We start from the raw sequence: 26,091 nt of genomic DNA, 5'->3' as shown, positions 1-26,091 counted from the left end.
AAGGGGCGCATGAAAATGCCTCTTAGGGCCGCCAGGAATGGAAACAGAAGTGGATAGTGGGTTTTGCAAGCGCAACCGGTGTTGTGCAGCCAAGAGTTTTGGCTGGCTTGGGTGCCACCTGCGTTCATAATTTAATAACAGAGTTACATCATGCCTAAGATGAAAACCAAGAAAGGCGCTGCGAAGCGCTTTAAGGTTCGCGGTAGCGGGTCTATCAAGCGAGGCCAGGCGTTCAAGCGCCACATCCTCACCAAGAAAACAACTAAGAACAAGCGCCAGCTGCGCGGTTCTGCCGCGGTGCACGACGCAGACGTCGCCTCGGTCAAGGCAATGATGCCTTTCGCTTGATTACCGGAGATCTACCATGCCACGCGTAAAACGCGGCGTTACTGCCCGTGCCCGTCACAAAAAAGTTATCAAAGCAGCAAAAGGTTATCGCGGTCGCCGCGGTAATGTATTCCGTATCGCCAAACAGGCGGTAATGAAGGCGGGGCAATATGCCTACCGCGATCGCCGCAACAAGAAGCGCACCTTCCGCGCTTTGTGGATCACCCGCATCAACGCGGCCTGCCGCGAGCTGGGTGTGTCGTACAGCGTGTTCATCGCCGGTACGAAGAAAGCCTCGATTGAACTGGATCGCAAGGTACTGGCCGACATGGCCGTAAACGATAAAGCCGGCTTCGCAGCCGTGGTTGCCCAGGCCAAATCCGCTTTGGCTGCTTGATCGAATCCGATTCTGTACTGCTGCAAACGGGGCTCTTTTGGGCTCCGTTTGTATTTGGAAAAGCGACACTATGACTCCTCCGGTTGACGACCTGCTCGCACAGGCCAAAGAACAGTTTGCCCAGGCCAGCGACGCCGCGGCACTTGAAAACGCCAAGGCGAAATTTCTGGGCAAGCAGGGCGCGTTGACCGCCTTGCTCAAGGGCCTGGCCCAGTTGGACCCCGAGCAGAAGAAGGCCGAAGGGGCTCGCATCAATCAGTTGAAGCAGCAGGTCGAAGGCCTGCTGAACGATAGGCGCGCCCAGATGGCGCAGGCGGAACTGGACAAGCGCCTGGCCGCCGAGACCATCGACGTCAGCCTGCCCGGACGGGGCCGCGCCTTTGGCGGCATCCATCCGGTCATCCAGACCTGGCAGCGTGTCGAGGCCATTTTCCGCTCCATCGGCTTCGATGTGGCCGACGGCCCGGAAATCGAAAACGACTGGACCAACTTCACCGCCCTGAACAACCCGGAGAACCATCCCGCGCGTTCCATGCAGGATACTTTCTACGTCGATATGCACGACGACAAGGGGCTGCCTTTGCTGCTGCGCACGCACACCAGCCCCATGCAGGTGCGCTATGCCCGCATGCACAAGCCGCCCATCAAGGTCATTGCCCCCGGGCGCACCTATCGCGTCGACAGCGACGCCACTCATTCCCCCATGTTCCACCAGGTCGAAGGCCTGTGGATCGCCGAAGACATTTCCTTCGCCGACCTGAAGGGCGTGTATACCGACTTCCTGCGGGCGTTTTTTGAAACCGACGACCTGTCGGTGCGTTTCCGCCCCTCCTTCTTCCCCTTCACCGAGCCGTCTGCCGAAATCGACATGATGTTCACCTCGGGCCCCAACCAGGGACGCTGGCTGGAAATCTCCGGCTCGGGCCAGGTGCATCCGGAAGTGGTGCGCAATTTCGGGCTGGATCCTGAGCGCTACATCGGCTTCGCCTTCGGCTCCGGGCTGGAGCGCCTGACCATGCTGCGTTACGGCGTCAACGATCTGCGCCAGTTCTTTGAAGGCGACTTGCGCTTCCTGCGCCAGTTCAACCGCTGAACCTTATTTAGAAGCGCGGGCGCCGTCGGAACCGGCGGGGGCCTGCTTAGTCGCAACACGAATCCGACGAGTACATTATGCAATTTCCCGAGTCCTGGCTACGCGCGTTTGTCAATCCCGACCTGGATACCGATGCCTTGTCGCATCGGCTGACCATGGCGGGCCTGGAAGTCGAAGAGACTGCGCCGGCCGCGCCTCCGTTCAGCGGCGTTGTGGTGGCGCATATCGTCGGAATCGAAGCGCATCCCAATGCCGACAAACTGCGCGTCTGCCAGGTCGACGACGGGTCGGGCGCCCTGTTGCAGATCGTCTGCGGCGCGCCCAATGCGGCGGCGGGGCTGAAGGTGCCGCTGGCCCGTATCGGCGCTCAACTGCCCGGCGGCATGAAGATAGGCGCCGCCAAGATGCGGGGCATCGAGTCGGCCGGCATGCTTTGCTCGGCGCGCGAACTGGGCCTGTCGCAAGACCATGCCGGCTTGCTGGAGCTCGATGGCGATGCCCCCGTGGGCGCATCGCTGCGCGAGGCACTTGATCTGGACGATACCTTGTTCACGCTCAAGCTCACGCCCAATCGCGCCGACTGCCTGTCCATCCTGGGGGTGGCCCGTGAAGTATCGGCGCTGACCGGCGCCCCGCTGAACCTGCCCGGGTACGAGCCTGTGCCCGTCACGCTGGAAGATCGCCTTGCCGTCAAGGTCGAGGCGCCCGATCTTTGCGGCCGCTTCGCCGGCCGTGTCATACGCGGGGTGAATGCCAGGGCGCAGACCCCGTCGTGGATGAAGGACCGGCTGGAGCGCGCGGGCCAGCGTCCCATCTCGGCCCTGGTCGATATCTCGAACTACGTCATGCTTGAGCTGGGCCGGCCTACCCATGTGTTCGACCTGAAGCGCATACAGGGCGGCCTGACCGTGCGCTGGGCCAAGTCCGGCGAACAGCTGGAACTGCTGAACGGCCAGACCGTGCAGCTGGAGCCCGACGTGGGCGTCATCGTGGCTGGTGACGTGGTCGAAAGCCTGGCCGGCATCATGGGCGGGGAGGCCACGGCGGTCACCCTGGACACCACCGACATCTTCCTGGAAGGTGCTTTCTGGTGGCCGGAGGCCATCATGGGCCGCGCACGGCGCTACAAGTTCAGCTCCGAGGCCAGCCACCGTTTCGAGCGGGGCGTGGACTTCCAGTCCGTCACCGAGCATCTGGAACGCATGACCCGCCTGATCATTGATATCTGCGGCGGACAGGCCGGACCGCTGGACGATCAGGTCGTCCAGCTGCCCGAGCGCAAGTCCGTGGACATGAGGCTGGATCGATGCCACCGGGTCCTGGGCGTGCCCGTGGCGCGCCAGGAGGTCGAGGAAATCTTCACCCGCCTGGGCCTGTCGTTCACCGTCAAGGACGATGTCTTTACCGTGGCGCCTCCTTCCTACCGCTTCGACCTGTTCATCGAGGAAGATCTTATCGAAGAGGTGGCACGGGTATACGGCTTCGAACGTATTCCCGACCTGCCTCCGCGGGCGCCCGCGAAAATGCGCGTCGATCCGGAAACCCTGCGCGGACCGCATGCCTTGCGCGCCCGCATGGCCAGCCTGGACTACCAGGAGGTCATCAATTTCGCCTTTGTCGAGGAAGCCTGGGAGCGCGACCTGGCCGGCAACGCCGATCCCATCCGGCTGCTCAATCCCATTGCCAGCCAGCTGGCGGTGATGCGCTCCAGCCTGATCGGCGGGCTGCTGGCCAATATCGTGCACAATGCCAACCGCAAGCAGAGCCGTGTGCGTGTTTTCGAACTGGGACGGGTTTTCTCGCGCGATGCGTCGGTGGCCGACGGCCCCCTCGAAGTCGCCGGCGTGCATCAGCCGCAGCGCCTGGCGGGCGCCGCCTGGGGCCCCGCGCAGGAAGAGCAATGGGGCACGCCTCTGCGTCAGGTGGACTTCTACGACGTGAAGAAAGATGTGGAAGCCTTGCTGGGCGAGCAGGCCCGCAAGCTGGTGTGCGTGGCGGCCGGGCATCCGGCGCTGCATCCCGGGCGCAGCGCGCGCCTGGAGCTGGACGGCCGGGCCATTGGATGGCTGGGCGAGCTTCATCCGCGCTGGGCCCAGCAATCCGACCTGTCGCAGGCGCCGGTGGTCTTCGAACTGGACGTCTCGGCCATTTCCACGATCCAGCTGCCTGCGCCGGCCGAGCTGTCCCGCCAGCCCATCGTGATACGCGATCTGGCGGTCTGGGCGGGCCCCGATGTATCGTATGGGGATTTGTTGGCTACACTTGCGCAAACGGTTCAATCTAATGCTACTCTTGGCATCGTCAAGGACATTAAACTGTTCGATGTGTGGCGCGACAAATCGGCGCAAGCCGCGGAGAAGAGCATGGCCTTCCGTTTCTGGCTGCAAGACCGCGAAGCCACGCTTGACGATGCCACGGTGGAACAATGCCTCGCCCGCTTGCTGGAGGCGCTGGTGAGCGCTCACGGAGTGCGCCAGCGCGCTTAAGGAGTAAAGACATGACGAATCCCGATCGCACTCTGACCAAGGCCGAACTCGCCGAATTGCTGTTCGACCGCGTCGGCCTGAACAAGCGTGAAGCCAAAGACATCGTCGATACCTTTTTCGAAGAGATACGCGACTCTCTGGCGCGCGGCGTCGAGGTCAAGCTGTCGGGTTTCGGCAATTTCCAGGTGCGCGACAAACCGCCCCGGCCCGGACGCAATCCCAAGACCGGCGAAGTGATTCCCATCGCGGCGCGCCGGGTGGTCACCTTCCATGCCAGCCAGAAGCTGAAAAGCGTCGTCGAATTCGCCGGCAAGCCGGCCACCGCTGCAGAATAGGAAAACCTTGTCTTTTAACCGGCATAGAATCCGTCCATGAGCACTAGCGATAATCCTGTCACACTGCCTCCCATCCCCGCCAAGCGCTACTTCACCATAGGCGAGGTCAGCGATCTGTGTTGCGTCAAGCCCCATGTGCTGCGCTACTGGGAACAGGAGTTCACGCAGCTCAAGCCGGTGAAGCGCCGCGGCAACCGGCGCTATTACCAGCACCACGAAGTCCTGCTCATCCGCCGCATACGCGACCTGCTCTACGAACAGGGTTTCACCATCAGCGGGGCGCGCAACCGCCTGGGCGACCTGCACGATGTCCCGCACGACCAGGACGCCGCGGTGCGCCTTTCGGGCACCGAATTGCAGGCCTTGCGCAACGACCTGAGCGCCGTTCGCACCATGCTGGCCGAGGCGCTCGACAAGACGGGCGCGGATGCCGGCGAAAACGGCCAGTTCGAACTCTCCTGAAGTCCCACAATTTATTTCGCAACGTCAAATATCGTTAATGCGGGGCTAAATCCTTGGACAAATCCGGGCGGTGAATTTACCGTAATGGGTACTCATTTTGGATGCGGGTCGATTCAGGCCTGTTTTTTTGATGCCTGCCCCTTATGTCTGTTGCGCCACCCACTCCCGAGACCGATGAGTCCGTCGACCAGCACCTGATGCTGAAGGCCAAGCATTTCTTGTCCACCCGGCTGGCGCAGCCGCCGCATATGGACGAGCTTGCTCAAGCCCTTGGAGTGAGCAAGAAGCGCGTATCCCAGCTGTTCCGCCAGTCGCTGGGCCTGACCGTCACCCAGTTCCTGCGGGAAGAGCGCATGCGCAGGGCGCAGCGCCTGCTGATGCAGACCTCGCTGGACATACAGGCCATTGCGCTGGAGCTGGGTTTTTCCAGCGCCGCCAACTTTTCGAATGCCTTTCATGGCCACGTCGGCATGTCGCCATCGGACTTCCGCAAGGCCGCGCCGCTGGACTCCATTACCTCTTTGCAGGGCTCCCTGCAGTGGAGTTCGCCGGGAGAGCTTTAGATTCATCGGGTGTGGCGATAAAATCGCCGCATGACTTCCGATTCCTTGCGTTCCAGGGCGCTGGCGGCCCTGCTGCTGAATGAGCCGGCCGAGAAGGCGGCCGCCGCCGGCATGCTGTCGGCCGATCTTCCGGTCGATCCCGACACCCTTTTTCCCGAACCCCAGGGCATACCCGGACGCCCCGGACGGCCTGAACTGGTGCCTCCACAGAAGGTGAAGCGGCGCTCCATGAATTCGCCTCAGGGGCGTGCCGCCCTGATCCATTCGCTGGCCCATATCGAGTTCAACGCCATCAACCTCGCGCTGGATATCCTGTGGCGGTTTCCGGGCATGCCCGATGCCTTTTACCGCGGTTGGGCGCGGGTGGCTCGTGAAGAGGCCTTGCACTTCGGCATGTTGCGGCGGCACCTGGAATCCCTGGGCCACGCGTATGGCGACATGCCCGCGCACGACGGGCTGTGGGAAATGGCCGAGCGCACGCGCGGCAGCCTGCTGGCGCGGCTCGCCTTGGTGCCGCGCACGCTGGAGGCGCGCGGCCTGGATGCGTCGCCGCTGGTGCGAAGCAAGCTTGCCGAGGCGGGCGACCACGAAGGCGCGGCCATCATCGATATCATCCTGCGCGACGAGGTCGGCCACGTCGCCTTGGGAAACACCTGGTATCGTCATGAATGCGCCCGGCAGGGGCTGGATCCCGTCGATCAGTTCAAACGGCTGGCGGCGCAATACCGCGCCCCCCGCCTGCGGGGGCCTTTCAACATAGAGGCGCGGCTTGCCGCGGGTTTTACAGAGCAGGAACTACAGGTCCTTCATCATGACGCTCTCGGTGTTTGATATTTTCAAGATAGGCATAGGCCCATCCAGCTCGCATACGGTGGGGCCCATGCGGGCCGCGCGCAATTTCGCGCGCACGCTGCTGAGCCGCGAGCTGCTGCCCCGCGTGGCGGCCGTGTCCGTGGATCTGTACGGCTCGCTGGCGGAGACGGGCCGGGGCCACGGCACCGACATGGGCATCACGCTGGGCCTGATGGGCGAGGCGCCCGACACGGTGGTGCCGGCCAATATCCCCCGGCTGATGGAGCAGGTCCAGGCGAGCAAGCGCTTGCGCCTGTGGGGATCGCACGATATCGCCTTCGACCCGGACAAGGCCTTCTCGTACCGGATCCGGCCCATGGCCGAGCATCCCAATGGCATGCGCTTCCAGGCCTTCGATCAGGCCGGAGAACTGGTGATCGCCGAACGCTATGTGTCCATAGGCGGAGGCTTCATCCGGGCGCTGGATTCACAAGAAACCGACGAGTCCGTGCCGCAGCACGAGCCCATGCCCCATCCGTTTTCGACCGGGGGACAACTGCTGGAGCTCTGTGCGCGGACAGGCCTGTCCGTGGCGCAGTTGATGATGGCCAATGAATCGGTGCTGGCGCCTGCCGGACAGGTCCGGCAGGGCGTGCTGCATATCGCGGATGTCATGAATGCCTGTATCGATCGCGGCTGCGGCCTGGATAACGACCAGGCCGATCAGTTGCTGCCGGGAGGCCTGAAGGTGCGCCGCCGCGCGCCTGCCCTGTACCGCGAACTGAAGCGCGACGCCGCCCGGGAAGACGTCTTGCACGCCATGGACTGGGTGAACCTTTTTGCGATGGCCGTCAACGAGGAGAATGCCGCCAGCGGACGGGTGGTCACCGCGCCCACCAACGGCGCCGCGGGGCTGCTGCCGGCGGTGCTGCGGTATTACCAGACCTTCGTCCCCGGGCATTCCGACGACGGCCGTGTCGACTTCCTGATGACGGCGGCGGCGATAGGCTTTCTGTACAAGGAGAATGCCTCGATCTCGGGCGCCGAGGTCGGATGCCAGGGAGAGGTCGGCGTGGCCTGTTCCATGGCGGCGGCGGGGCTTGCGGCAGTCCTTGGCGGCACGCCGCAACAGGTCGAGAATGCGGCCGAGATCGGCATGGAACACAACCTGGGCCTGACCTGCGATCCCATAGGCGGCCTGGTGCAGATCCCTTGCATCGAACGCAACGCCATGGGCGCGGTCAAGGCCATCAACGCGGCCAGGCTGGCCCTGCAGGGCGATGGCCAGCATCATGTTTCGCTGGATGCCGTCATCGAAACCATGCGCCAGACCGGCGCGGACATGCGCAGCAAGTACAAGGAAACGTCACGGGGCGGCTTGGCGGTGAACGTGGTGCTTTGCTGAGCCTGGTGTGATCCCGGGCCGCGGGCGCTAGGAATTCGCCGGAGGCTGGACGGCCGGACCCGCCGCCGGGCTCGTGGGCGGCGGCCGCTTTTTTCCGAACGTGACGATGCGTCCGATGAACAGGACCGGGCCGGTTGGCGCCGCCGTGGGCGAGCCTCCGGCCGGTTCCAGCGTCATCTCGAAAATCTGGTCGGGGCTGACTCCCCCCATCAGGGTGGCCGGAACGGTGACCGGCTTGTTGGGGTCGATCAGGCCCAGCGATCGCGGCTGCGGAATATTCCTGTTGTGCGTCCACAGTTGCACCGAGGCGTCGGCGGGGATGTCGCTACGCACCTGAGGGTCCAGCAGCACATTCTGCTGCGGGTCGACGGTGACGACCCAGCCGGGCGTTGAGCTTTGGCCCGGCGCCTGCAGTATGGCGGCTTGGGTGGGCGCCACTTCGACGACCTTGATGGCCGGTGGCACCGGCTTGGCCGGCATCAGCCCCAGGGCCAGCGCAATGGCGGCGAAAACCAGGCTGGCGGCGCGCCATATCCAGATATTGCCGCGGGCCCGTTTTTCACGGGGCGCGGTTCTTGCGGAATCCGCCGCCGCCCTGGGCGCAGTGGAGCCGGCGACCCCAGCGGGGCGGGGAGGGGAAGCCGTGGCGGTGCTCCCGGCCGGCGAGGCCGGGCCGGACCCGGCATGAGCCCCAGCGGGGGAGAGGCCGCCGGAGGGCAGGGATGGCGTGGAAGCCGCGGCAGCCGTTGCGGCCGGGCCCGGGGCGCCGGCGTCGGGCAGGCCCTGGGCGGCCGACAGCGTGGGTTCGCTGCGTACCCGTTCGGGCTCGGGCTGGACTTTCCTTTTCCTGGGCGCCGCCGGGGCGGGGGCGCGCGCCAGGGATTCGCCGGGCGGGTTGTGCGCCGGCTTGCGGTAAAGGCTGGAAGGCCCCGGCGTGGTGTCATGCCCCAGGCTGGTCTGTATCTTGGTCAGCAGCAGGGGGGACGGATCCACCGGCGCCAGCAAATCGGTCAATTCCAGGAAGCCTTGCTCCCAGGCCAGGGCCTGCGCGGCCGCGTCCGCGTCCCGGCCCAGCAGGGCATGCGCCTGCGCCATTTCTTGCGGATTCAACAGGCCCAGCGTGTATTCGGCGATCAGTATGCCTTGGTCCTTGCTTGTCATGCCGGCTGCCGCTCCCGCAAGGATTTCAGGGCGTCCTGCGTATGCCGCCGTGCCTGTTCAGGCGGGATATCGAGGCGGGCCGCTATCTGCTCGTAGCTGTAACCCTTGTAGAAGGCCATCAGCAGGGGTTTGCGGCGCGACTCGTCCATGGATGCCACCGCGCCGGCCACGCTGTCGGTTCCGGCCCTGGCAAGCGCCGCGTTCTCCGGCAGGGCATCGGCCCATGAATCGTCGCCAAAGCGCGGGCGGCCGGCCTGGCGCAAGCGGCCCAGGGCGCGGTAGCGCGCGATGCTGTACATCCAGGCGCGTGCGCCGCCCATGGCCGGGTCGTAGCCGGCCGCGTTCTTCCATATCAGGGTAAATGCGTCTTGCACCAGATCTTCCGCGCCGGCGCGCTGGCCGAGCATTTTCAGGCCCAGCGCCAGCATGTGCGGCGCTTCGCGCCGATACAGGCTCTGGAAAGCGTTCTGGTCGCCGGCCGCGCAGGACAGCAAGGCGGCTTCGTAGTCGAAGGGTGGAACAGCCATACATTCTCCGGTTCATCCGCGGGCGGGGCGATGGAAACAGTCGAACTATCCGCCGCCTGCGCTCCCGGGCACGTTATTGTATTAGGTGTTCCAGCGGGCAATGGTTCCAGGACGCGTCCGCAGGCGTAACAGGAGTTGACCCGGATGGCGATACCGCCCGCCGATCCGGCGGGCGGCGGGCCGGAGCACGCGGGCTTATGAGGGCTGGATGCCCGCCTTCTTGATGATGGCGCCCCATTTTTCCGTTTCCTTTTTCTGGAAATCGGCCAGTTCGGCGGGGGTGGAGGTCACGGGCTTGGTGCCGGTCTGCTCGTAGAACTGGACGGCGGCGCTGCGCGTGGTGGCATTGACCAGCAGATCATGCAATGTTGACACCACGGCGGACGGCGTGTTGGCCGGCACATAGGCGCCGAACCAGTAGCCCATTTCGTAGCCCGGCACGCCCGCGCTTGCAATCGTGGGTATGTTGGGCGCCAGCGCCGACGGCTGGGCCATGGTCACGCCCAGGGCGCGCAGCTTGTCGGCCTTGACCTGGGGCAGGCCGGTGGCCATGTCGGCCATCATCATGTCGATCTGTCCGCCCAGCAGGTCGGTGATGACCAGGGGATTGCTTTTATAGGGCACATGCAGAAGCTTTACGTCGGCCATCTGCTGGAACAGTTCGCCCGCGACCCGGCTGCTGGAGCTGCCGCTGCCGAAGCTGAGTTTTTCGGGGTTCTCCCTGGCCAGCTTGATGAAGTCGCCCACGGTTTTGGCGGGCGACTTGGGGTTGACCACCATGATCTGCCCGCCGGTGCCCAGCAGCGTGACCGGTTCGAAATCCTTGACGGGGTCGTAATTGAGCTTCTTGTAAAGATGCGGATTGGCCGATTGCGAGGTGTTGGTGGTGATCAGGACCTTGTAGCCGTCGGGCTCGGCGCGCGCCACTTCGCTGGCGCCTATCATGGCGCTGGCCCCGGGCTTGTTCTCGATGACGACCACTTGTTTCGTCTGTTCGGTGATGCCCTGGCCGATGGCGCGCGCAAGCTGATCGGTGGCGCTTCCGGGTCCGAAAGGCACGACGAAGGTGATGGATTTGCTGGGATAGTCTTGTGCAAGCGCCGCCAGCGGCAGGCACAGGCACAGGGTTGCGGCCAACAGGTTTTTCTTGATATGACCTGGATTCATGGCTTGTCTCCTTGGGTTGGTTGGGTCAGGGGTGGATGTCGGGCAGGGTGGCGGCCAGGCCGCTGTCGACCCGGATGGGGAAATCCAGCAGGTAGAAGGACAATGCTTTGCCGTGGGTATCCAGGTTCAAGGCATCGTTCACGCCTCCGTCCAGAATGCCCTCCAGCACGAAATTCATGGCGTCTATGGATGCGATGAGGTAGCGCCGCACGCGCCGGGGCCGACGGAATTCAAACCATTCTTCCAGCGCCTGTTCGGTAAGCTGCGCTTCCAGTATCGGAAACAGTTCCGGCCTCCAGGCGATCACGCTGATGTTGGAGATGTCCCCCTTGTCGCCTGTCCGGCTATGCGCAAGGCGGTACAGGGGAACGATGACGGTGTTGTCGGTGGCGGGCATGGGCTTATTCATCCATGAAGGTCCAGCTTGCCGGCGCCAGGTCCCGGGGCAGGGCGCTGGACAGGCTGTTCAGGCGGGGCCGCAGGGCGGTGCGCACGCCGCCGCCGCCCGCCGGGCCGCAGGTATACAGCGCGGTGACTTCACGCAGGACGCGCGCGGCGGTCTCTTTATCGGGATGGGCGGCGGCAATGCGCAGGCGCACGTCCCTGGCCTGGCCGGCGGCCTGGCTGCCCAGGTAGCGGCCTTCGTCGTCGCCGAAAATGCTGACGGCGCCGATCAGGTCGATGCGCAGCTTCAACTGCCCGCCTATGCGTTTCTTGACGATATCCGCAGCCAGGCGGGCGCGCGCCTCGGCCTGGATGCCGGCGTAGGAGATCTCCGCCTCGGCCAGCCAGCCGCCGCGATAGCAGATATTGACCTTCAAGGTGGCGGGCCGGGGATGGCCGGTGACGCCGCGCACGTCGACCCGGTCAGGCCCGTTCTGCGCGACGCGCACGCGGCTGATGTCGGCGACGACGTCGGGCGTCAGGTAGGCCGCGGGGTCGTGCACCTCGTACAGCAGTTGCTCTTTGACGGTCTGCAGCGTGACGGCGCCGCCGGTGCCCGCCGCCTTGCCGACCGAGAACTCGCCCGAGTCGTCGATGCGGGCAATTGGAAAGCCCAGATTGTCCATGTCCGGGATCTCTTTGAGACCGGGAATGGCGAAGTAGCCGCCGCTGACCTGCGTGCCGCATTCCAGCAAATGGCCCGCCATGGTGGCGCAGCCCAGCCGGTGCCAATCGTCGTGCCGCCAGCCGAAATGCGCCAGCGCGGGCCCCAGCACCAGCGAGGGATCGGCCACCCGCCCCGCCACCACGATGTCGGCTTCGGCTTGCAGGGCCTGGGCGATTTCCACCGCACCCTGGTAGGCGTTCACGCTGACGATGTCGAGCTGGTCGAAGCCGGGCCCCAGCCGCTCGCGCAGGTAGGCCAGCTGTTCGGGGCGGTTCAATTGATCGCCCGACAGTACGGCGATGCGCGGCGCGCGCACGGCCAGCTCTTGCGCCAGACGCTTGATGCGCCGGGCGGCGGCGGGGGGATTGGCCGCGCCGAAGTTGCTGACTATCCGTATCTTGTGCCGCAGGCAGTCGGCCAGCGCCGGCCGCAGCAGTTCGGCCAGCAACGGTTCGTAGCCCAATTCGGGGTCGCTGTTCTTGGCCAGTTGCGACAGCGCCAGCGTGCGTTCGGCCAGTGTCTCGAATATCAGGGCCTGGCCGCCGCCGCGGATCAGGGTATCGACCACCGGGCGAACGCCGTCGCTGCGGTCACCCGAAAATCCTGTGGCGCAACCTATGGTCAGCGGTGTCGTCTCCATGCCCTTCCATGCCTGTCGTGTATGTGCCGCTGTACTATAGAATTCGCATATTGATAAGTAAAATAGAAATATATTATTTATTGATCCAATATTTTTATGAATTTATCATCCCGCCAACTGCGCGCCTTCGTCGCGCTGGCCCAGGAGCGCCACTTCACCAAAGCGGCTGAGCGCTGCCATACCACGCAGCCCGCGTTCAGCGCCCTGATCAAGGCGCTGGAGGATGCCGCCGGCGCCCGCCTGTTCGACCGTACGACGCGCCGGGTCGAGCTGACGCCCGAGGGGCGGCTGTTCAACGAGTCGGCCTTGCGGCTCTTGAACGATCTGGATGGCGTCATGCAAGACATCCACGATCACGTCGCCAAGCGCAAAGGGCGGGTCGCGGTCGCGGCGCTGCCTTCGCTGGCGGCGGGCTGGCTGCCCGGCATCTATGCGCAGTTCCTGGAGCGCTATCCCGGGGTGGAGCTGCAGCTGCATGACGCCTTGCTGGAGCCGTGCCTGGACATGGTCCGCCGGGGTTCGGCCGACATGGCTGTGGCGGCCAAGGGGCGCGATATGGCGGGCCTGTCCGCCGAGCCGCTGTGCGAAGACTATTTCCACCTGGTGTGCCGCAACGATCATCCGCTGGCGGGACGCGCGGCCGTGCATCTGCGCGAGCTCAAGGGCAGCTCGATCATCCAGCTGGGCAAGGGCAGCAGCATCCGCCAGAGCCTGTCGCGCAACACGGTGTTCGGGGGGCTGAACACCTTTCTGGAGGTCGATCACCTGGCCACCGTGACGGGCCTGGTGGCGGCGGGGCTGGGCGTCAGCCTGGTGCCCTCCATGACGCTGTTCCAGTTCCGGCATCCGGATATCGCGGTGATTCCGCTGGCGGGCAAGAGCCGCCTGAAGCGCTCGCTCTACCTGATACGCCGCAGCGAAAAAAGCCTGTCCAGCGCGGCGCGAGCCTTTTATGAGCTGCTTCAGGAGCGGCGCGGCAGCGTGCCAGGGGCCTAGCGCGACGTACAATGTCGGACGCCGCCACTTCCACCGCGACTTCATGAGATTCACCCACAGGGGCCCGGCCCCCAGCCGCCGCAACGATATTCAGACCATCAGATCGCTTTTGCCCTTTGTCTGGCAATTCAAGTGGCGCGTCATTGCCGCGCTGGCCTGTCTGGTGGCGGCCAAGGTCGCCGGCGTCGTGCTGCCCCTGTACCTGAAAGAGGTGGTGGACCAGCTCAGCGTACCGGCCACGCTGATGGCCCTGCCGGTGGCCGCCTTGCTGGGCTATGGTTTCGCCCGCCTGGCCAGCAGCGTGTTCGGCGAACTGCGCGATGCCTTGTTCGCGCGCGTCACGCAAGGCTCGATACGGCGCATTGCCACCCGGCTGTTCAGGCATTTGTTCGCGTTGTCGCTGCGCTTTCACATGCAGCGGCAGACGGGCGGGCTGAGCCGTGACATCGAGCGCGGCACCAAGGGCATCGGCTTTCTGCTGAACTTCATGGTGTTCAACATATTGCCGACGCTGCTCGAGATCGGCATGGTCGCGGCGATCCTGCTGTGGCGCTACGACTTCATGTTCGCGGTCGTGACGATAGGCACCATTGCCGCCTATGTCGCCTTTACCCTGCTGGTGACCGAGAAGCGCATGGTGTACCGGCGCAGCATGAACGACCTGGACAGCAAGGCCAACAGCAAGGCCATCGACGCCTTGCTCAATTACGAGACCGTCAAGTATTTCGGCAACGAAGGTTACGAGATCGACCGCTACGATCGCAATCTGGGCAAATGGGTGGACTCGGCGGTGAAGAACCAGGTGTCGCTGAATTTCCTGAACATGGGGCAGGGCTTCATCATCACCCTCGGCATTACCTTGCTGCTCTGGCTGTCGGCCCAGGGCGTGGTCAGCCAGACCATGACGGTGGGCGACGTGGTGCTGGTGTCTGCCTATCTGACGCAGCTGTATGCGCCCTTGAATTTCCTGGGCTTTGTGTATCGGGAAATCAAGCACGCGCTGGCCGATATGGAGCGCATGTTCAGCCTGATGGAGCAGGGCGAGGAGGTGGCGGACAGGCCCGATGCGCGCAAGCTGAAAGCGACTCAGGCGAGCATTGAGTTCGACAAGGTGAACTTCGGCTATGAACCCAATCGCCAGATACTGTTCGACGTGGATTTCACGATACCGGCGGGACGGACGCTGGCCGTGGTGGGATCGTCGGGGGCGGGAAAATCGACGCTGTCGCGCCTGATGTTCCGCTTCTATGACGTCGATGCCGGCGCCGTCCGGATCAATGGCGTAGACATCCGCGATCTGACGCAGGCCAGCCTGCGCCAGCACATAGGCATCGTGCCCCAGGACACCGTGCTGTTCAACGACAGCATCCTGTACAACATCGCCTATGGCAACCCGACGGCCAGCCATGACGAAATCGTGCAGGCCGCCCGAGCCGCCAGCATTCATGATTTCGTCATGGCCCTGCCGGAGGGCTATCAGACGCAGGTCGGCGAGCGCGGCCTGAAGCTTTCCGGCGGCGAGAAACAGCGGGTGGCCATTGCCCGGACCTTGCTGAAGAACCCGCCCATCCTCATCCTGGACGAGGCGACCAGCGCCCTGGACACCCGTACCGAAAGGGCGATCCAGGAAGAGCTCAGTCTGATCGCGCGCGACAGGACCACGCTGATCATCGCCCACCGCCTGTCCACCATCGTGGATGCGGACGAAATCATCGTTCTGGATCAGGGCCGGGTGCTGGAGAGAGGCTCGCACCGCGAACTGCTGCTGCGCGGCGGACGCTATGCGCAGATGTGGATGCTGCAGCAGGCGGGTGTGGAGGACGAACCGGCTTGACTGATATAGTACCAAAGCAGTACTATATGGCTAATGAAGTGATTCGGAGGCGCAGGTGCTGCGTATCAGCAAGATTATAGATTACGGGACGCTGTTGCTGACCCATATGGCCGGCTGTCCGGACCGTGTGTTCAGCGCGGCCGACCTGGCCGCCACGCTGGGCCTGGGCCAGCCCACGGTCAGCAAGATACTGAAGCTGCTGGGCCAGCACGAACTGGTCAAGAGCAGCCGTGGCGCTCGCGGCGGCTATACCCTTGGGCGGCCCGCCAGCCAGATCAGTGTCGCCCAGATTATAGACGCTCTTGAAGAACAGCCTTTCGGGCTGACCGAATGCACCGCCACGCCTGGCGCCTGCACGGTCGAAGCCGGCTGCCACATCCGCACGAACTGGCAGCGCATCAACGCCATCGTGCGGCGCACGCTCGAAGACGTCAGCGTGGCCGACATGGTGCGTCCGACCCCCATTGAATTTCCCCTGAATGCGCAGCCGGTGCCCGAGTCGAAAGCCAGGACCCAAGCGGCACGTCCCACGACATGGAGTATCCATAAATGAATTCTGTGACTGAACCGGGGGTTACACCCCGAGTCGAACCCGGCGTTACCCCCCGAGGCGACGACGCCATCGAGTCCTTCCTCGATCGCGAATACTCGGCCGGCTTCGTGACCGAGATCGAATCGGTGACCATACCCAAAGGCTTGTCCGAAGACACCATACGGCTGCTTTCGTCCAAGAAGGGCGAACCGGAATTCATGCTGGAATGGCGCCTGGCGGCTTACCGCCACTGGCTGACCATGGATCTTCCCGAGTGGGCCAAGGTCAGCTTCCCGGCCATCGATTTCCAGGACATCAGCTATTACTCCGCGCCCAAAAGCAAGAAGGACGGCCCCAAGAGCCTGGACGAAGTCGACCCCGAATTGCTGCGCACCTACGAGAAGCTGGGCGTTCCGCTGCACGAGCGCGCCCGGCTGGCCGGCGTGGCGGTCGATGCCGTGTTCGACTCGGTGTCGGTGGCCACCACCTTCCGCAAGCAGCTGGCCGAAGTCGGCGTCATCTTCTGTTCGTTCTCGGAAGCCGTCAAGGAACACCCGGACCTGGTCCGCAAGTACCTGGGCACGGTGGTTCCGCCGGGCGACAACTTCTATGCCGCGCTGAATTCCGCGGTGTTCTCCGACGGGTCCTTCGTCTTCATCCCGAAAGGGGTGCGATGTCCCATGGAGCTGTCCACCTACTTCCGCATCAATGCGCAAGACACCGGGCAGTTCGAGCGCACGCTGATCATCGCCGAGGAAGGCGCCTCGGTCAGCTACCTGGAAGGCTGTACGGCGCCCATGCGCGACGAAAACCAGCTGCATGCGGCCGTGGTGGAGCTGGTGGCGCTGGACGACGCCAAGATCAAGTATTCCACGGTCCAGAACTGGTATCCCGGCGACAAGGACGGCGTGGGCGGCATCTATAACTTCGTGACCAAGCGCGGCGACTGTCGCGGGGCGCGTTCGCGCATTTCGTGGACCCAGGTCGAGACCGGTTCGGCCATCACCTGGAAGTATCCCAGCGTCGTCCTGCGCGGCGACGATTCCGTCGGCGAGTTCTATTCCGTGGCGCTCAGCAATCACCGGCAGCAGGCCGATACCGGCACCAAGATGATCCACATGGGCCGCAACACCCGCAGCACCATCATCTCCAAGGGGATTTCGGCGGGGCACGGCAGCAACGCCTACCGCGGCCTGGTGCGCATCACGCCCAAGGCCGAGAACGCGCGCAACTACACGCAATGCGATTCATTGCTGATCGGCAGCAAGTGCGCGGCGCACACCTTTCCGACCATGGAGGTGCAGAACCCCACGGCCAGCGTCGAGCACGAGGCGACGGCGTCGCGCATAGGCGAAGACCAGCTGTTCTATGCCATGCAGCGCGGCCTGTCGGCGGAAGACGCCGTATCCATGATCGTGAACGGATTTTGCAAGGAAGTTTTCAAGGAATTGCCCATGGAATTCGCAGTCGAGGCTCAGAACCTGCTCGGCGTAAGTCTGGAAGGCAGCGTAGGTTAAGGAGAAGTAGTAATGCTAAGCATCAAGGATTTGCACGCCTCGGTTGAAGACAAGGCGATTCTGCGCGGTTTGAACCTCGAGGTGAAAGCCGGCGAAGTCCACGCCATCATGGGCCCCAACGGCTCCGGCAAAAGCACGCTGTCGCAAGTGCTGGCCGGCCGCGAGGACTACAAGGTGGAAAGCGGTTCGGTGCAATGGCAGGGACAAGACCTGTTGTCCATGCCCATCGAAGAGCGCGCCCGTTCCGGGCTGTTCCTGGCGTTTCAATATCCCATCGAGATCCCGGGCGTGTCCAATGCCTATTTCCTGCGCGCGGCCGTGAATGCCACGCGGCGCCACCAGGGCCTGCCCGAGCTGGACGCCATGGACTTCATCAAGAAGGTCAAGGCCGAAATGAAGACCGTGGGCATGAAAGAGGAATTCCTTTATCGCTCCGTGAACGAAGGCTTCTCGGGTGGCGAGAAAAAGCGCAACGAAGTGCTGCAAATGACGCTGCTCGAACCCAAGCTGGCCATCCTGGACGAAACTGATTCGGGCCTGGACATCGACGCGCTCAAGGTCGTGGCCGATGGCGTGAACCGCCTGCGCTCCCCGGATCGGGCCCTCATCGTCATCACCCACTATCAACGCCTGCTGGACTACATCGTGCCCGATTTCGTGCACGTGCTGGCGGGCGGGCGCATCGTCCGTTCCGGCGGGCACGAACTGGCGCTGGAACTTGAAGAGCGCGGCTATGGCTGGGTCAAGGATCTGGCCGATGGCAAAGGGGCTGCGGCATGAGCACGGTGCAATCCTGGGTGACCGGTTTTGCGGATCGTACGCGCGATTCGGCCGGCTCCCGCCTGCCCTGGCTGTCGGCAATGCGCCAGCGCGCCATCGAGCGCTTCGCCGCCGAAGGCTGGCCCACCACCCGCCAGGAGGCATGGCGCCACACGTCGCTGGCCGCGCTGGAACAGCAGTCTTTCCTGGACGCCGGCAAGCCGTCGGCGGCCCAACTGGTCAGCGAACTGCGCGGCAGCGATGCCGGCCATTGGCTGGTCTTCATCGACGGCTGCCACGCGCCCGAGCTGTCGGACGTCGGAACCCTGCCGTCGGGAGCCCGGGTCCAGTCGCTGTCCGAAGCGCTGGATCAGGTGCCCGAGCAGGTCGAAGCCGTTTTCGGCACTGAGCTCGAAGGGGCCAGCACCGCCGCATTGAACACCGCCCTGGCGGCCGACGGCGCCTTCATCAGCCTAGCCCGCGGCGTCGCGCTGGACAAGCCCGTGCACCTCGTGTTCATTGCGGCCAGCCAGCAGGCGGCCAGCTTCCCGCGCAACCTCATTGTGGCCGAGGCGGCGGCGCGGGCCGTCGTCATGGAGCATTACGTGGGGCAGGGCAGCGGCGCCAGCCTGACCAATGCGGTAACGCGGGCCAAGCTCGCGGCGGACGCGCATGTCACCCATCTGAAGCTGCAACAGGAAGACCCGCAAGCATTCCACCTGGGCGCCGTCAGCGTCGAACAGGACAAGGGCTCGGTCTACAACTCGCATTCCATGTCGTTCGGCGCCCGCCTGGCGCGCCACGACATCTCCACCAGTTTTGCCGGCGATCATTGCGAGACCCTGCTGAACGGCCTGTATTACGTGGATGGCCGCCGCCATGTCGACCACCACACGCTGATCGACCATGCCAAGCCGCATGGCGTCAGCCGCGAGTTCTACCGGGGCATACTGGGCGATACGGCGCGGGGCGTATTCGGCGGCCGCATTCTGGTGGCGCCCGGCGCCGACAAGACCGACGCCGTGCAGCGCTCCGACAGCCTTCTGCTGTCGCGCCTGGCCAAGGCCGATGCGCGGCCCGAACTGGAAATCTACGCCGACGACGTCAAGTGCGCGCACGGCGCCACCGTGGGCCAACTGGATGAAGACAGCATGTTCTACCTGCGTTCGCGCGGCCTGGACGAAGCGCATGCGCGCAATGTGCTGACCTATGCGTTCGCGGCCCAGTCGGTCGACCGCATCGAACCCGAGGCGCTGCGCGGCAAGGTCATCGCCGCCATACGGGCGCTGGTGCCCGGCGGCGCCGCACTGGGGGAATTCTGACATGAACGCACCGATACGCATGGCCGGCGCGGCGGGACTGCTGGATCGCGCCGCCGACTTTCCCATCCTCGCGCGTCCGGTCAAGGGACGCCGGCTGGCCTATCTGGACAACGGCGCCACCACTCAGAAACCGCTGGCGGTCATCCAGGCCGAAAGCGATTTCTACGAACAGTCCAACGCCAACATCCATCGCGGCGTGCATTGGCTGTCGCAGCATGCCACCGACCTGTACGAACAGGGGCGCGAGAGCGTGCGGCGCTTGCTCAATGCGGCGCGCAGCCAGGAAATCGTCTTTACGCGGGGCACGACCGAAGCCATCAACCTGGTGGCCTATAGCTGGGCCAGGGCGGCGCTGAAGGAAGGCGACGAGATCCTCATCACCGGCATGGAGCATCATTCCAATATCGTGCCCTGGCAGCTGCTGTGCGAGCAGACCGGCGCGCGCCTGCGCGTCGTGCCGGTGACCGACAACGGCGAGCTCGACATGGATCAATACCGCGCCATGCTCGGCGCGCGCACGAAGCTGGTGGGCGTGGCCCATGTGTCCAATGCCCTGGGCACCATCAATCCGGTGGCCGAGATCACCCGCCTGGCCCACGAGGCCGGCGCCAAGGTGCTGATCGACGGCGCCCAGGCGGTGGCCCACCAGGCGGTCGACGTGCAGGCCCTCGATTGCGACTTCTATGTCTTTTCGGGACACAAGCTGTACGGTCCCACCGGCATCGGCGCACTGTATGCGCGCTACGACATACTCAAGGACATGCCGCCCTGGCAAGGCGGCGGCGACATGATCTACACCGTCAGCTTCGAGCGCAGCACCTATGCCGACGTGCCGCAGCGCTTCGAGGCGGGCACGCCCAACATCGCCGGTGTCGTCGGCCTGGACGCGGCCATACGCTATGTGCTCGATATCGGCCTGGACGCCATTGCGGCGCACGAGCATGCGCTGCTGGAGATGGGCACGCAGGAATTGCTTTCCCTGCCCGGCCTGCGCCTGATCGGCACCGCCGCGCGCAAGGCCGGCATCCTGTCCTTCGTGGTCGACGGCATCCACCCCCACGACCTGGGCACCATACTGGATACCGAAGGCGTGGCCATACGGGCGGGTCATCATTGCGCCATGCCCCTGATGACCCGCTTCGGCATCCCCGGCACGGCGCGGGCGTCGCTGGCGCTCTACAATACGCAGGAAGACATAGCCGCCCTGGCCGCGGCGCTGCGCAAGGCACAGAAATTGTTTGGAACAGGGCATCAATGAGCGATCATCACAGCGATTTGCGCGAGCTTTACCAGGAAGTGATTTTCGATCACAACCGCCACCCGCGTAATTTTCACGCCATGGCGGACGCCAGCCACACGGCCGATGGACACAACCCCCTATGCGGCGACCAGTTGACCGTCTATGCGCGGGTCGAGGGCGGCATCGTGCAGGAGGCCAGTTTCGTGGGCCATGGCTGCGCCATTTCCACCGCATCGGCCTCGCTGATGACCGAGGCCGTCAAGGGGCAGCCTGTGGGCGAGGTCGAGGCCCTGTTCCGCGACATGCACGCCATGCTGACCGAAGCGCAGCCCGAAGAGCGGGATTTCGGCAAGCTGGAAGTCCTGTCGGGCGTGCGCGAATTCCCCGCCAGGGTGAAGTGCGCCACGCTGGCCTGGCATACCCTGCACAACGCGATTACGCAGGCCCGGGATACGGCGCGCACCGAATAAAGCGAACAGAGGCACACCATGAGTTATACACGCCAGGACGTGATCGTAAGCCGCGACTGCCCCGCAGTCACCGTGCCTTACGGCTCGCCGGTCACCATTGAAAAAGGCTGCGAGGCCACCATCACCCAGCAGTTGGGCGGCAGCTACACGGTCATGGTCGAGGGCAACCTTTACCGGGTCGAGGGCGTCGACGGCGATGCCCTGGGTTTCGAGCCCACCGAAGCGGCCGTGCATACGCACGACGGCCCGGTCACCGCGCAAGCGGTCGAAGACGCGGCCTGGAGCCTGCTGGCCACCTGCTACGACCCGGAAATTCCCATCGATATCGTCAATCTGGGGCTGGTCTACAGCTGCCAGGTGATGCCCGCGGCGGACGAGCAATTCCGCATCGAGGTTCAGATGACGCTTACCGCGCCCGGCTGCGGCATGGGCACCATGATCGCCGACGAAGCGCGCAACAAGCTGCTGTCCATACATGGCGTCGACGAGGTCAAGGTGGATCTGGTCTGGGATCCGCCCTGGAGCCGCGAAATGATCAGCGAGCCGGCCCGCCTGCAAATGGGCCTGCTGTAGGCGCCGGCCGGCAGCCGCCCCATTTCGGCGGGCGGCCGCCTGGCGGCACAGTTCAAGCGCCGGCTTCTTGCTGGGGGCCGCCGATGGAGGGCCATCCCAGCGTGGCGCCCCGCGAGACCGCTTCGTAGACGGCGGCGTTGCGATTGTGCACGTCCAGACGCTGGTACAGGGTCTCGGTATGCGCCTTGGCGGTCGCGACCGAGATATTCAGATAGCGCCCGACCGTCTTCATGGGATAGCCCCGGGCCAGCAGTACCAGGACTTCATATTGCCGGGGCGTCAGTCCCAGCATCTCGCACTCGGGATTGGCGTTGGCCGCCCGGGTTTTTCTTTCATTGTCGATGGGCCAGTTGACCGGCTCGAACTGGGTCAGCAGTGATTGTTGCGGGTTGACAACGTTTGAGCGCATCGGAAAGCAGGATCCGCCGGCCAGCACCAGGCGGACCGAGGCTTGCAGGACCTCCGGCGGGGCGTTCTTGGGCACATAGCCGGCCACGGAGGAAGGCAGGCCTTGCACGGTATGGGGCATGTCGCTGCTGTCGGATAAAAGCAGCATGGCCTTGGGCGAGAAGACGCGGGCGGTGGCCGTCGTCAGTTTCTGCACTTCCTCGAAGGAGAAAACCGAAAGCAACACCAGATCGGATTCAGCGGCGTCCGGTGCGTCGCGCAAGATGCTTGAATAATCTTCGCCTTTCAGCGAGCACCCGGGCTCGACATTGGACAATAGTTGCAGAATGCCCAGCCGGATCAACGGGTGGGGTTCGATGACGGTAATGAGAGACATGCTTTGTTCTTCCCTGGTTCGAGGTTCGCTTGGTGCGAGCTTTGCCCAGTGGCGAGACTGACGGGAGAGACAAAAGCCATGCCCTGAGCGTTACAGGGCGTTCAATATCGGCGTTCACCCGCAGAATATTACTTAGCCTACTGTCTGGTTCGCACGTGGCGAAACAATTTTGTCGTCATGGATCGCAATCGTCCACAATATGGTATTAACTCACGATCCTGATTGCAAGTAAATGTTTACCTTAGAAAATTAACGTAAGTTATTGCTGGTCAAGGTAAATTCTTGTAATGGCCACATACTATTCCGGGCAGGCGAAATGGTAGTTTCGCTGCGCCGCTCCGTTTTCGCTGAGCTTCAGGTCGATGCCGCAATCGTCCTGCTTGCCCCAGCTCAAGGACATCCGGCCCAGTGCGGTGGGAACATTCGCCGGGACACGCAGCGTGCCGCCCTGGCTCAGCACGGAGCGTCCATTCGGACCCTCCTTGACCGCCCTGACGGCATAGGCCAGGGTTTTGTCCTGCTTGCTTTGCACATAGGGAACAATGACCGCGGCCTGGTTCCTGTTCATGGTTTCCAGCCAAACCTGGATATCGGCATCTATGTTCATACTCGGCCTTTCTGATGGTTGCGCGGCATGCTCCGCTCACGACCGCCCGCAGGCAAACACGTGCCGGCCTGCGGGCGTCCCAGTGCTTTTCTATGGTCAGCGCTGATTCACGTATGCGTTGTTGGCGTAGCCCACCTGCGTCACGGTTGCCGTGTATCCCGACCCTTTTTGCAGAATGATGGCATCGTTCTTGGCGCCGGTCTGGCTGATGGTTGCCATCAGGTTGGCGCCATCCTGGCGGACATAGCCGTCATTGAATGCCCCGTTCTGGTTGATGCGTGCGGTAACGTACTGGTTGCCGCCGCCTTCCTGCTCGACACCCGCGCGGTTCTTGTAGCCGCTTTGATTGATGATGGCGTCGGTGTTGTCGCCGGTCTGGGTAACCCAGGCCACGTTGCCCCAGCCGCTGTTCTGGTTGATGACCGCGTACTGGTTGTTGCCGTCGCTGGAATGATGATGATGGTGGCCGTAGCTCCATCCGCCGCTTTGGTTGATGGTGGCGTCGCCCGCGTTGGCAGCCTGGTAGATGGTTGCGTTGGCGTTATTGACGTTGTGCTGGTTGATGACCGCATCGTTGAAGTCGCCAAAAGCCGATATGGTGGCATTGGCCACATTGTTGCGTTCCTGTTCGATGAAGCCATCGTTGAAGTTGCCGTAGGACGTAATGCTTGCGCTGGCGTTTTCGTTCGACCACTGCTCGATGACGGCATCGTTGCGGGTGCCGTTCTGGTCCACGGTGGCGACGTTGGCCGCCATGGCGGCGGTCGCTCCATAGGCCAGCGTGATACCCAGGGCAATAACAGACAGTTTGATGCTCATTGCTTTCTCCTCTAAATAAAGACCTGGATCTACTGGCGGGCCCGGCGGTCTTCATTCCGGGCCCGCCATACAACCCTGCTGCTAGTTCGGCGGGGGTTCGGTCACCGGGGGAGTGGCTTCGATGGCTGCGGCGCCTCCGGGCGGCAGATCGGCCACATTGATGGCATAGGTGTTGCCTTCCCGCAGATAGGCCTGGATGATGGGCGAGTTCCAGTCGCTCTCATCCTTGAGCAGCCAGTTCCTATCTTTCAGCCCCTGGACGGTAAGATGGATCACGGCAGCCTCGATGGCTTCCTTGACGCAAAGCTGAGTCGGCTCGTTGTTGGTCACGCCGCCTTCGATTTCAAGCAGATCCTTGAAGTTGACGAATTTGTAGACACTGGGCCGGACTTCGTATGAAAAGATGGTCTTGGTCGTGGACACGGCCTGCAGGACGCGGCCCGACCTTATATCGACGCTGCGCAGGCTGACCGTGACCTGGTCCATGCGGTATTGCGTGGAAAGCCCTACGCCCAGGAAGCGCGCGCCCAGCCCGCCGGTACGCACATTGCTTTCGTAGGCGACGATTCCGCCGTCTATCAACACCGAGGCGGGCATCAGGGCCGGTATGTGTATGGCCGGGGCGGCCTCGCCCTGCGAGCCGTCCAGCGCCCGCACGATGCGTCTTTCGGTCAGCAGTTCCTGCAGGCTTTCCCGCTCCACGGGCGTGAACCAGCCCGAATCCTTGAGCGCCTTGACCAGCATCGAAGAGGCCCCCTGGGTGACGGAGGTCGAGAAGGAGCTGTCGGGTGCGGGCTTGTACTGTCCCGTTTGATCCCGGAAGCCGTAGACCGCGACGGTGACCTTTCCTTTGGGCGGCGGCAGTTGCACCAAGTCGCGTGTGGAGGGCGTGGCGGGGGTCAGATGAGCGGGTGTAGCCACTTCGGCCGGCTTGTGCGGCACGGCGCAGGCGCCCAGAGCCATGCTCAGCATGCCCGCGGAAAGGACTTTCAAGCCGCGGGAAGCGCTTTCCGGCCGGGGTTGTTTCTTCTTTTGCATGGTCATTGGCCTACCTGGAAGGTTGTGACGCCGCCGGTCAGCTTGTCTATGGTGGTGATGGACAAGAAGCCGTTGCCAAGGTCGACGATGTTGATGGTGAAGCTGCCGGTATCCAGCGTGCCCGGTATGAACTTCCCGTCGGGGCCGACGATCTGCGAGCTGGCGGCCGACGCCAGGCGGCTGAGTATCGACCGCTCCAGGGTTTCATTGAAAACCTGCAAGGGCGTCTTTTCCTCGATGCCGAACTGATCCTGGCCGACATCCGGATCGGTGTGGCGGTTCGTCGCCAGGGCGGAGTTGAGCAAGACCGAACCGTTCAGCGGGCTTCCGCCAAAGGACGGGTTGAAGGGGTAATACACCAGCTCCGTGGCTGCCGCCTGTCCGGCCAGCATCCATGCGCAGCAGGCTGCCGCGCCTCGCAGCAGGATTTTATTTTTCATGGACATGTCTGCTCCTTTCATTTACATCTCCTCGGGACCCAGGTCCGGGCTGCGGACCAGGATGCGTTCGGCTTCGCTGTCGGCGATGTTCTGGTAGACCAGCTCGACGGCCGCCGCGCTGATCTGCCTGGTCCTGGCCCGTGCCGGGGGCAGGAACACATGGAACATGTTCTTTTGCCGGAATTGAACCCAGATCTCGCTCCCGAAACGGGCGGATGGCCGTTCGTATATGGAGATCGAAAATTTGTTGCTGATGTCTTTCTGACGCCATAGCGCCGTGAAGTCCTGGTAGAAGTCGTTGCCCAGCACGGTTACGGTGCGATTGACCACCACACCGCCCAACGGGTCGTCGAACACGCTCTTTCCTTTCCGGCCCTCGTCCAGCATGGTCGGGGGCAGCGTGTCCTTGGCCGGCGGCAGGTCCTGTCCCCGGGCCAGCGGGCAGAAGGCCGCGGCGGCAAGCGAGATAAGCCAAACCATGGAAAAGCGCATTCTGGATTTCCTCCCTGGGCCTTTGCCGTACTACGATGAGGATGCCGCTATCTTTTTGCCGGATTCTTACGCCGGCTTTCTTCCCCGCCTTGAATCGTTTGCTTCTTTTTTCTAACGTATGGAAACGGACCGCATGAATACATGATAGAGACGGCGAGCCCTTCAAACATGCGGCATACGTCGTAAGCCGGCCTCGGCCTTT

29 protein-coding genes are annotated in these 26,091 nt (G+C 63.6%); 18 read left to right on the top strand and 11 right to left on the bottom strand.

Features of this window, described 5'->3' with window-relative positions; translation table 11 throughout:
• The first annotated feature begins 150 nt into the window (after positions 1-150).
• From rpmI to OEG81_RS09850, 9 genes are all read left to right on the top strand, one after another.
• A complete protein-coding gene (gene rpmI, locus OEG81_RS09890) occupies positions 151-348 on the top strand; it encodes a 50S ribosomal protein L35 (RefSeq protein WP_264129066.1) in 198 nt (65 codons plus the stop codon).
• 16 nt (positions 349-364) lie between these two features.
• Positions 365-724: a 50S ribosomal protein L20 gene (gene rplT / locus OEG81_RS09885; protein ID WP_128354339.1), complete on the top strand. Its 360-nt coding sequence runs from the start codon at positions 365-367 to the stop codon at positions 722-724.
• 70 nt (positions 725-794) lie between these two features.
• Complete coding sequence (gene pheS, locus OEG81_RS09880; RefSeq protein WP_264129065.1) at positions 795-1,817, top strand: phenylalanine--tRNA ligase subunit alpha; 1,023 nt, start codon at positions 795-797, stop codon at positions 1,815-1,817.
• Positions 1,818-1,894: 77 nt separating this feature from the next.
• Positions 1,895-4,303 (top strand): phenylalanine--tRNA ligase subunit beta, encoded by a 2,409-nt coding sequence (gene pheT / locus OEG81_RS09875; protein WP_264129064.1) that lies wholly within the window; start codon positions 1,895-1,897, stop codon positions 4,301-4,303.
• Positions 4,304-4,314: 11 nt separating this feature from the next.
• Complete coding sequence (locus OEG81_RS09870; RefSeq protein WP_264129063.1) at positions 4,315-4,638, top strand: integration host factor subunit alpha; 324 nt, start codon at positions 4,315-4,317, stop codon at positions 4,636-4,638.
• Between the two features lie 36 nt (positions 4,639-4,674).
• Positions 4,675-5,100 (top strand): MerR family transcriptional regulator, encoded by a 426-nt coding sequence (locus tag OEG81_RS09865; protein ID WP_264129062.1) that lies wholly within the window; start codon positions 4,675-4,677, stop codon positions 5,098-5,100.
• A gap of 143 nt (positions 5,101-5,243) precedes the next feature.
• Positions 5,244-5,663 (top strand): helix-turn-helix domain-containing protein, encoded by a 420-nt coding sequence (locus tag OEG81_RS09860; protein ID WP_264129061.1) that lies wholly within the window; start codon positions 5,244-5,246, stop codon positions 5,661-5,663.
• A gap of 30 nt (positions 5,664-5,693) precedes the next feature.
• Positions 5,694-6,494, top strand: a complete 801-nt coding sequence (locus OEG81_RS09855) for a ferritin-like domain-containing protein (protein WP_264129060.1) — start codon at positions 5,694-5,696, stop codon at positions 6,492-6,494.
• Positions 6,475-7,860, top strand: a complete 1,386-nt coding sequence (locus OEG81_RS09850) for an L-serine ammonia-lyase (RefSeq protein WP_264129059.1) — start codon at positions 6,475-6,477, stop codon at positions 7,858-7,860. Before OEG81_RS09855 ends, OEG81_RS09850 begins: the two co-directional genes overlap by 20 nt.
• A gap of 27 nt (positions 7,861-7,887) precedes the next feature.
• Here OEG81_RS09850 and OEG81_RS09845 read toward each other — a convergent pair whose 3' ends face one another.
• The 5 genes from OEG81_RS09845 to OEG81_RS09825 form a co-directional block, all read right to left on the bottom strand.
• Positions 7,888-9,021 carry an anti-sigma factor domain-containing protein gene (locus OEG81_RS09845; RefSeq protein ID WP_264129058.1) on the bottom strand — a complete coding sequence of 378 codons (1,134 nt, stop codon included), beginning with the start codon at positions 9,019-9,021 and terminating at the stop codon, positions 7,888-7,890.
• A complete protein-coding gene (locus tag OEG81_RS09840; RefSeq protein WP_264129057.1) occupies positions 9,018-9,548 on the bottom strand; it encodes a sigma-70 family RNA polymerase sigma factor in 531 nt (176 codons plus the stop codon). Before OEG81_RS09840 ends, OEG81_RS09845 begins: the two co-directional genes overlap by 4 nt.
• A 195-nt stretch (positions 9,549-9,743) precedes the next feature.
• Positions 9,744-10,715 carry a Bug family tripartite tricarboxylate transporter substrate binding protein gene (locus OEG81_RS09835; RefSeq protein ID WP_264129056.1) on the bottom strand — a complete coding sequence of 324 codons (972 nt, stop codon included), beginning with the start codon at positions 10,713-10,715 and terminating at the stop codon, positions 9,744-9,746.
• A gap of 25 nt (positions 10,716-10,740) precedes the next feature.
• Positions 10,741-11,124, bottom strand: a complete 384-nt coding sequence (locus OEG81_RS09830) for a hypothetical protein (protein WP_264129055.1) — start codon at positions 11,122-11,124, stop codon at positions 10,741-10,743.
• Positions 11,117-12,466 (bottom strand): acyclic terpene utilization AtuA family protein, encoded by a 1,350-nt coding sequence (locus tag OEG81_RS09825; RefSeq protein WP_264129054.1) that lies wholly within the window; start codon positions 12,464-12,466, stop codon positions 11,117-11,119. The genes OEG81_RS09830 and OEG81_RS09825 overlap by 8 nt, the downstream gene beginning before the upstream one ends.
• 96 nt (positions 12,467-12,562) lie before the next feature.
• On the opposite strand from OEG81_RS09825, the gene OEG81_RS09820 reads away from it, so the two are divergent.
• From OEG81_RS09820 to sufT, 9 genes are read left to right on the top strand one after another with little or no spacing between them, the layout of a single operon-like run.
• Positions 12,563-13,462 (top strand): LysR family transcriptional regulator, encoded by a 900-nt coding sequence (locus OEG81_RS09820; RefSeq protein WP_264129053.1) that lies wholly within the window; start codon positions 12,563-12,565, stop codon positions 13,460-13,462.
• 43 nt (positions 13,463-13,505) lie between these two features.
• Positions 13,506-15,296 (top strand): ABCB family ABC transporter ATP-binding protein/permease, encoded by a 1,791-nt coding sequence (locus OEG81_RS09815; protein WP_264129052.1) that lies wholly within the window; start codon positions 13,506-13,508, stop codon positions 15,294-15,296.
• A gap of 55 nt (positions 15,297-15,351) precedes the next feature.
• Positions 15,352-15,849, top strand: a complete 498-nt coding sequence (locus tag OEG81_RS09810; RefSeq protein WP_264129051.1) for an SUF system Fe-S cluster assembly regulator — start codon at positions 15,352-15,354, stop codon at positions 15,847-15,849.
• A complete protein-coding gene (gene sufB, locus OEG81_RS09805) occupies positions 15,846-17,345 on the top strand; it encodes a Fe-S cluster assembly protein SufB (RefSeq protein ID WP_264129050.1) in 1,500 nt (499 codons plus the stop codon). The genes OEG81_RS09810 and sufB overlap by 4 nt, the downstream gene beginning before the upstream one ends.
• A 12-nt stretch (positions 17,346-17,357) precedes the next feature.
• The gene (gene sufC, locus OEG81_RS09800) at positions 17,358-18,125 is read left to right on the top strand and encodes a Fe-S cluster assembly ATPase SufC (RefSeq protein WP_264129049.1); all 768 of its coding nucleotides are present in this window, start codon (positions 17,358-17,360) and stop codon (positions 18,123-18,125) included.
• On the top strand, positions 18,122-19,426 hold the full coding sequence (gene sufD / locus OEG81_RS09795) for a Fe-S cluster assembly protein SufD (protein ID WP_264129048.1): 1,305 nt from the start codon (positions 18,122-18,124) through the stop codon (positions 19,424-19,426). Before sufC ends, sufD begins: the two co-directional genes overlap by 4 nt.
• 1 nt (position 19,427) lies before the next feature.
• On the top strand, positions 19,428-20,684 hold the full coding sequence (locus OEG81_RS09790; RefSeq protein WP_264129047.1) for a cysteine desulfurase: 1,257 nt from the start codon (positions 19,428-19,430) through the stop codon (positions 20,682-20,684).
• A complete protein-coding gene (sufU, locus tag OEG81_RS09785) occupies positions 20,681-21,136 on the top strand; it encodes a Fe-S cluster assembly sulfur transfer protein SufU (protein WP_264129046.1) in 456 nt (151 codons plus the stop codon). Before OEG81_RS09790 ends, sufU begins: the two co-directional genes overlap by 4 nt.
• Positions 21,137-21,154: 18 nt before the next feature.
• On the top strand, positions 21,155-21,709 hold the full coding sequence (sufT, locus tag OEG81_RS09780) for a putative Fe-S cluster assembly protein SufT (RefSeq protein ID WP_264129045.1): 555 nt from the start codon (positions 21,155-21,157) through the stop codon (positions 21,707-21,709).
• A 52-nt stretch (positions 21,710-21,761) separates the two neighbouring features.
• Here the strand turns inward: sufT and OEG81_RS09775 are convergent, their stop codons facing one another.
• The 6 genes from OEG81_RS09775 to OEG81_RS09750 form a co-directional block, all read right to left on the bottom strand.
• On the bottom strand, positions 21,762-22,493 hold the full coding sequence (locus OEG81_RS09775) for a response regulator transcription factor (RefSeq protein WP_264129044.1): 732 nt from the start codon (positions 22,491-22,493) through the stop codon (positions 21,762-21,764).
• A gap of 298 nt (positions 22,494-22,791) precedes the next feature.
• Complete coding sequence (gene csgH / locus OEG81_RS09770) at positions 22,792-23,100, bottom strand: curli-like amyloid fiber formation chaperone CsgH (protein ID WP_264129043.1); 309 nt, start codon at positions 23,098-23,100, stop codon at positions 22,792-22,794.
• Positions 23,101-23,196: 96 nt separating this feature from the next.
• Positions 23,197-23,919 carry a hypothetical protein gene (locus tag OEG81_RS09765; RefSeq protein WP_264129042.1) on the bottom strand — a complete coding sequence of 241 codons (723 nt, stop codon included), beginning with the start codon at positions 23,917-23,919 and terminating at the stop codon, positions 23,197-23,199.
• A gap of 81 nt (positions 23,920-24,000) precedes the next feature.
• Positions 24,001-24,957: a CsgG/HfaB family protein gene (locus tag OEG81_RS09760; RefSeq protein WP_264129041.1), complete on the bottom strand. Its 957-nt coding sequence runs from the start codon at positions 24,955-24,957 to the stop codon at positions 24,001-24,003.
• Between the two features lie 2 nt (positions 24,958-24,959).
• Positions 24,960-25,397 (bottom strand): curli assembly protein CsgF, encoded by a 438-nt coding sequence (locus tag OEG81_RS09755; protein ID WP_264129040.1) that lies wholly within the window; start codon positions 25,395-25,397, stop codon positions 24,960-24,962.
• 21 nt (positions 25,398-25,418) lie between these two features.
• Positions 25,419-25,889 (bottom strand): curli production assembly/transport protein CsgE, encoded by a 471-nt coding sequence (locus OEG81_RS09750; RefSeq protein WP_264129039.1) that lies wholly within the window; start codon positions 25,887-25,889, stop codon positions 25,419-25,421.
• Between the last annotated feature and the right edge of the window lie 202 nt (positions 25,890-26,091).

The organism is Pollutimonas sp. M17 (assembly GCF_025836975.1).
Lineage (GTDB): Bacteria > Pseudomonadota > Gammaproteobacteria > Burkholderiales > Burkholderiaceae_B.
Note: the sequence above shows the minus strand (reverse complement) of the source record. Positions and strands in the feature narration are given on the sequence as shown.

Coding starts and splice junctions, on each gene's coding strand:
- rpmI (WP_264129066.1), top strand. CDS start 151: ATGCCTAAGATGAAAACCAAGAAAGGCGCTGCGAAGCGCTTTAAGGTT.
- rplT (WP_128354339.1), top strand. CDS start 365: ATGCCACGCGTAAAACGCGGCGTTACTGCCCGTGCCCGTCACAAAAAA.
- pheS (WP_264129065.1), top strand. CDS start 795: ATGACTCCTCCGGTTGACGACCTGCTCGCACAGGCCAAAGAACAGTTT.
- pheT (WP_264129064.1), top strand. CDS start 1,895: ATGCAATTTCCCGAGTCCTGGCTACGCGCGTTTGTCAATCCCGACCTG.
- OEG81_RS09870 (WP_264129063.1), top strand. CDS start 4,315: ATGACGAATCCCGATCGCACTCTGACCAAGGCCGAACTCGCCGAATTG.
- OEG81_RS09865 (WP_264129062.1), top strand. CDS start 4,675: ATGAGCACTAGCGATAATCCTGTCACACTGCCTCCCATCCCCGCCAAG.
- OEG81_RS09860 (WP_264129061.1), top strand. CDS start 5,244: ATGTCTGTTGCGCCACCCACTCCCGAGACCGATGAGTCCGTCGACCAG.
- OEG81_RS09855 (WP_264129060.1), top strand. CDS start 5,694: ATGACTTCCGATTCCTTGCGTTCCAGGGCGCTGGCGGCCCTGCTGCTG.
- OEG81_RS09850 (WP_264129059.1), top strand. CDS start 6,475: ATGACGCTCTCGGTGTTTGATATTTTCAAGATAGGCATAGGCCCATCC.
- OEG81_RS09845 (WP_264129058.1), bottom strand. CDS start 9,021: ATGACAAGCAAGGACCAAGGCATACTGATCGCCGAATACACGCTGGGC.
- OEG81_RS09840 (WP_264129057.1), bottom strand. CDS start 9,548: ATGGCTGTTCCACCCTTCGACTACGAAGCCGCCTTGCTGTCCTGCGCG.
- OEG81_RS09835 (WP_264129056.1), bottom strand. CDS start 10,715: ATGAATCCAGGTCATATCAAGAAAAACCTGTTGGCCGCAACCCTGTGC.
- OEG81_RS09830 (WP_264129055.1), bottom strand. CDS start 11,124: ATGAATAAGCCCATGCCCGCCACCGACAACACCGTCATCGTTCCCCTG.
- OEG81_RS09825 (WP_264129054.1), bottom strand. CDS start 12,466: ATGGAGACGACACCGCTGACCATAGGTTGCGCCACAGGATTTTCGGGT.
- OEG81_RS09820 (WP_264129053.1), top strand. CDS start 12,563: ATGAATTTATCATCCCGCCAACTGCGCGCCTTCGTCGCGCTGGCCCAG.
- OEG81_RS09815 (WP_264129052.1), top strand. CDS start 13,506: ATGAGATTCACCCACAGGGGCCCGGCCCCCAGCCGCCGCAACGATATT.
- sufB (WP_264129050.1), top strand. CDS start 15,846: ATGAATTCTGTGACTGAACCGGGGGTTACACCCCGAGTCGAACCCGGC.
- sufC (WP_264129049.1), top strand. CDS start 17,358: ATGCTAAGCATCAAGGATTTGCACGCCTCGGTTGAAGACAAGGCGATT.
- sufD (WP_264129048.1), top strand. CDS start 18,122: ATGAGCACGGTGCAATCCTGGGTGACCGGTTTTGCGGATCGTACGCGC.
- OEG81_RS09790 (WP_264129047.1), top strand. CDS start 19,428: ATGAACGCACCGATACGCATGGCCGGCGCGGCGGGACTGCTGGATCGC.
- sufU (WP_264129046.1), top strand. CDS start 20,681: ATGAGCGATCATCACAGCGATTTGCGCGAGCTTTACCAGGAAGTGATT.
- sufT (WP_264129045.1), top strand. CDS start 21,155: ATGAGTTATACACGCCAGGACGTGATCGTAAGCCGCGACTGCCCCGCA.
- OEG81_RS09775 (WP_264129044.1), bottom strand. CDS start 22,493: ATGTCTCTCATTACCGTCATCGAACCCCACCCGTTGATCCGGCTGGGC.
- csgH (WP_264129043.1), bottom strand. CDS start 23,100: ATGAACATAGATGCCGATATCCAGGTTTGGCTGGAAACCATGAACAGG.
- OEG81_RS09765 (WP_264129042.1), bottom strand. CDS start 23,919: ATGAGCATCAAACTGTCTGTTATTGCCCTGGGTATCACGCTGGCCTAT.
- OEG81_RS09760 (WP_264129041.1), bottom strand. CDS start 24,957: ATGCAAAAGAAGAAACAACCCCGGCCGGAAAGCGCTTCCCGCGGCTTG.
- OEG81_RS09755 (WP_264129040.1), bottom strand. CDS start 25,397: ATGAAAAATAAAATCCTGCTGCGAGGCGCGGCAGCCTGCTGCGCATGG.
- OEG81_RS09750 (WP_264129039.1), bottom strand. CDS start 25,889: ATGCGCTTTTCCATGGTTTGGCTTATCTCGCTTGCCGCCGCGGCCTTC.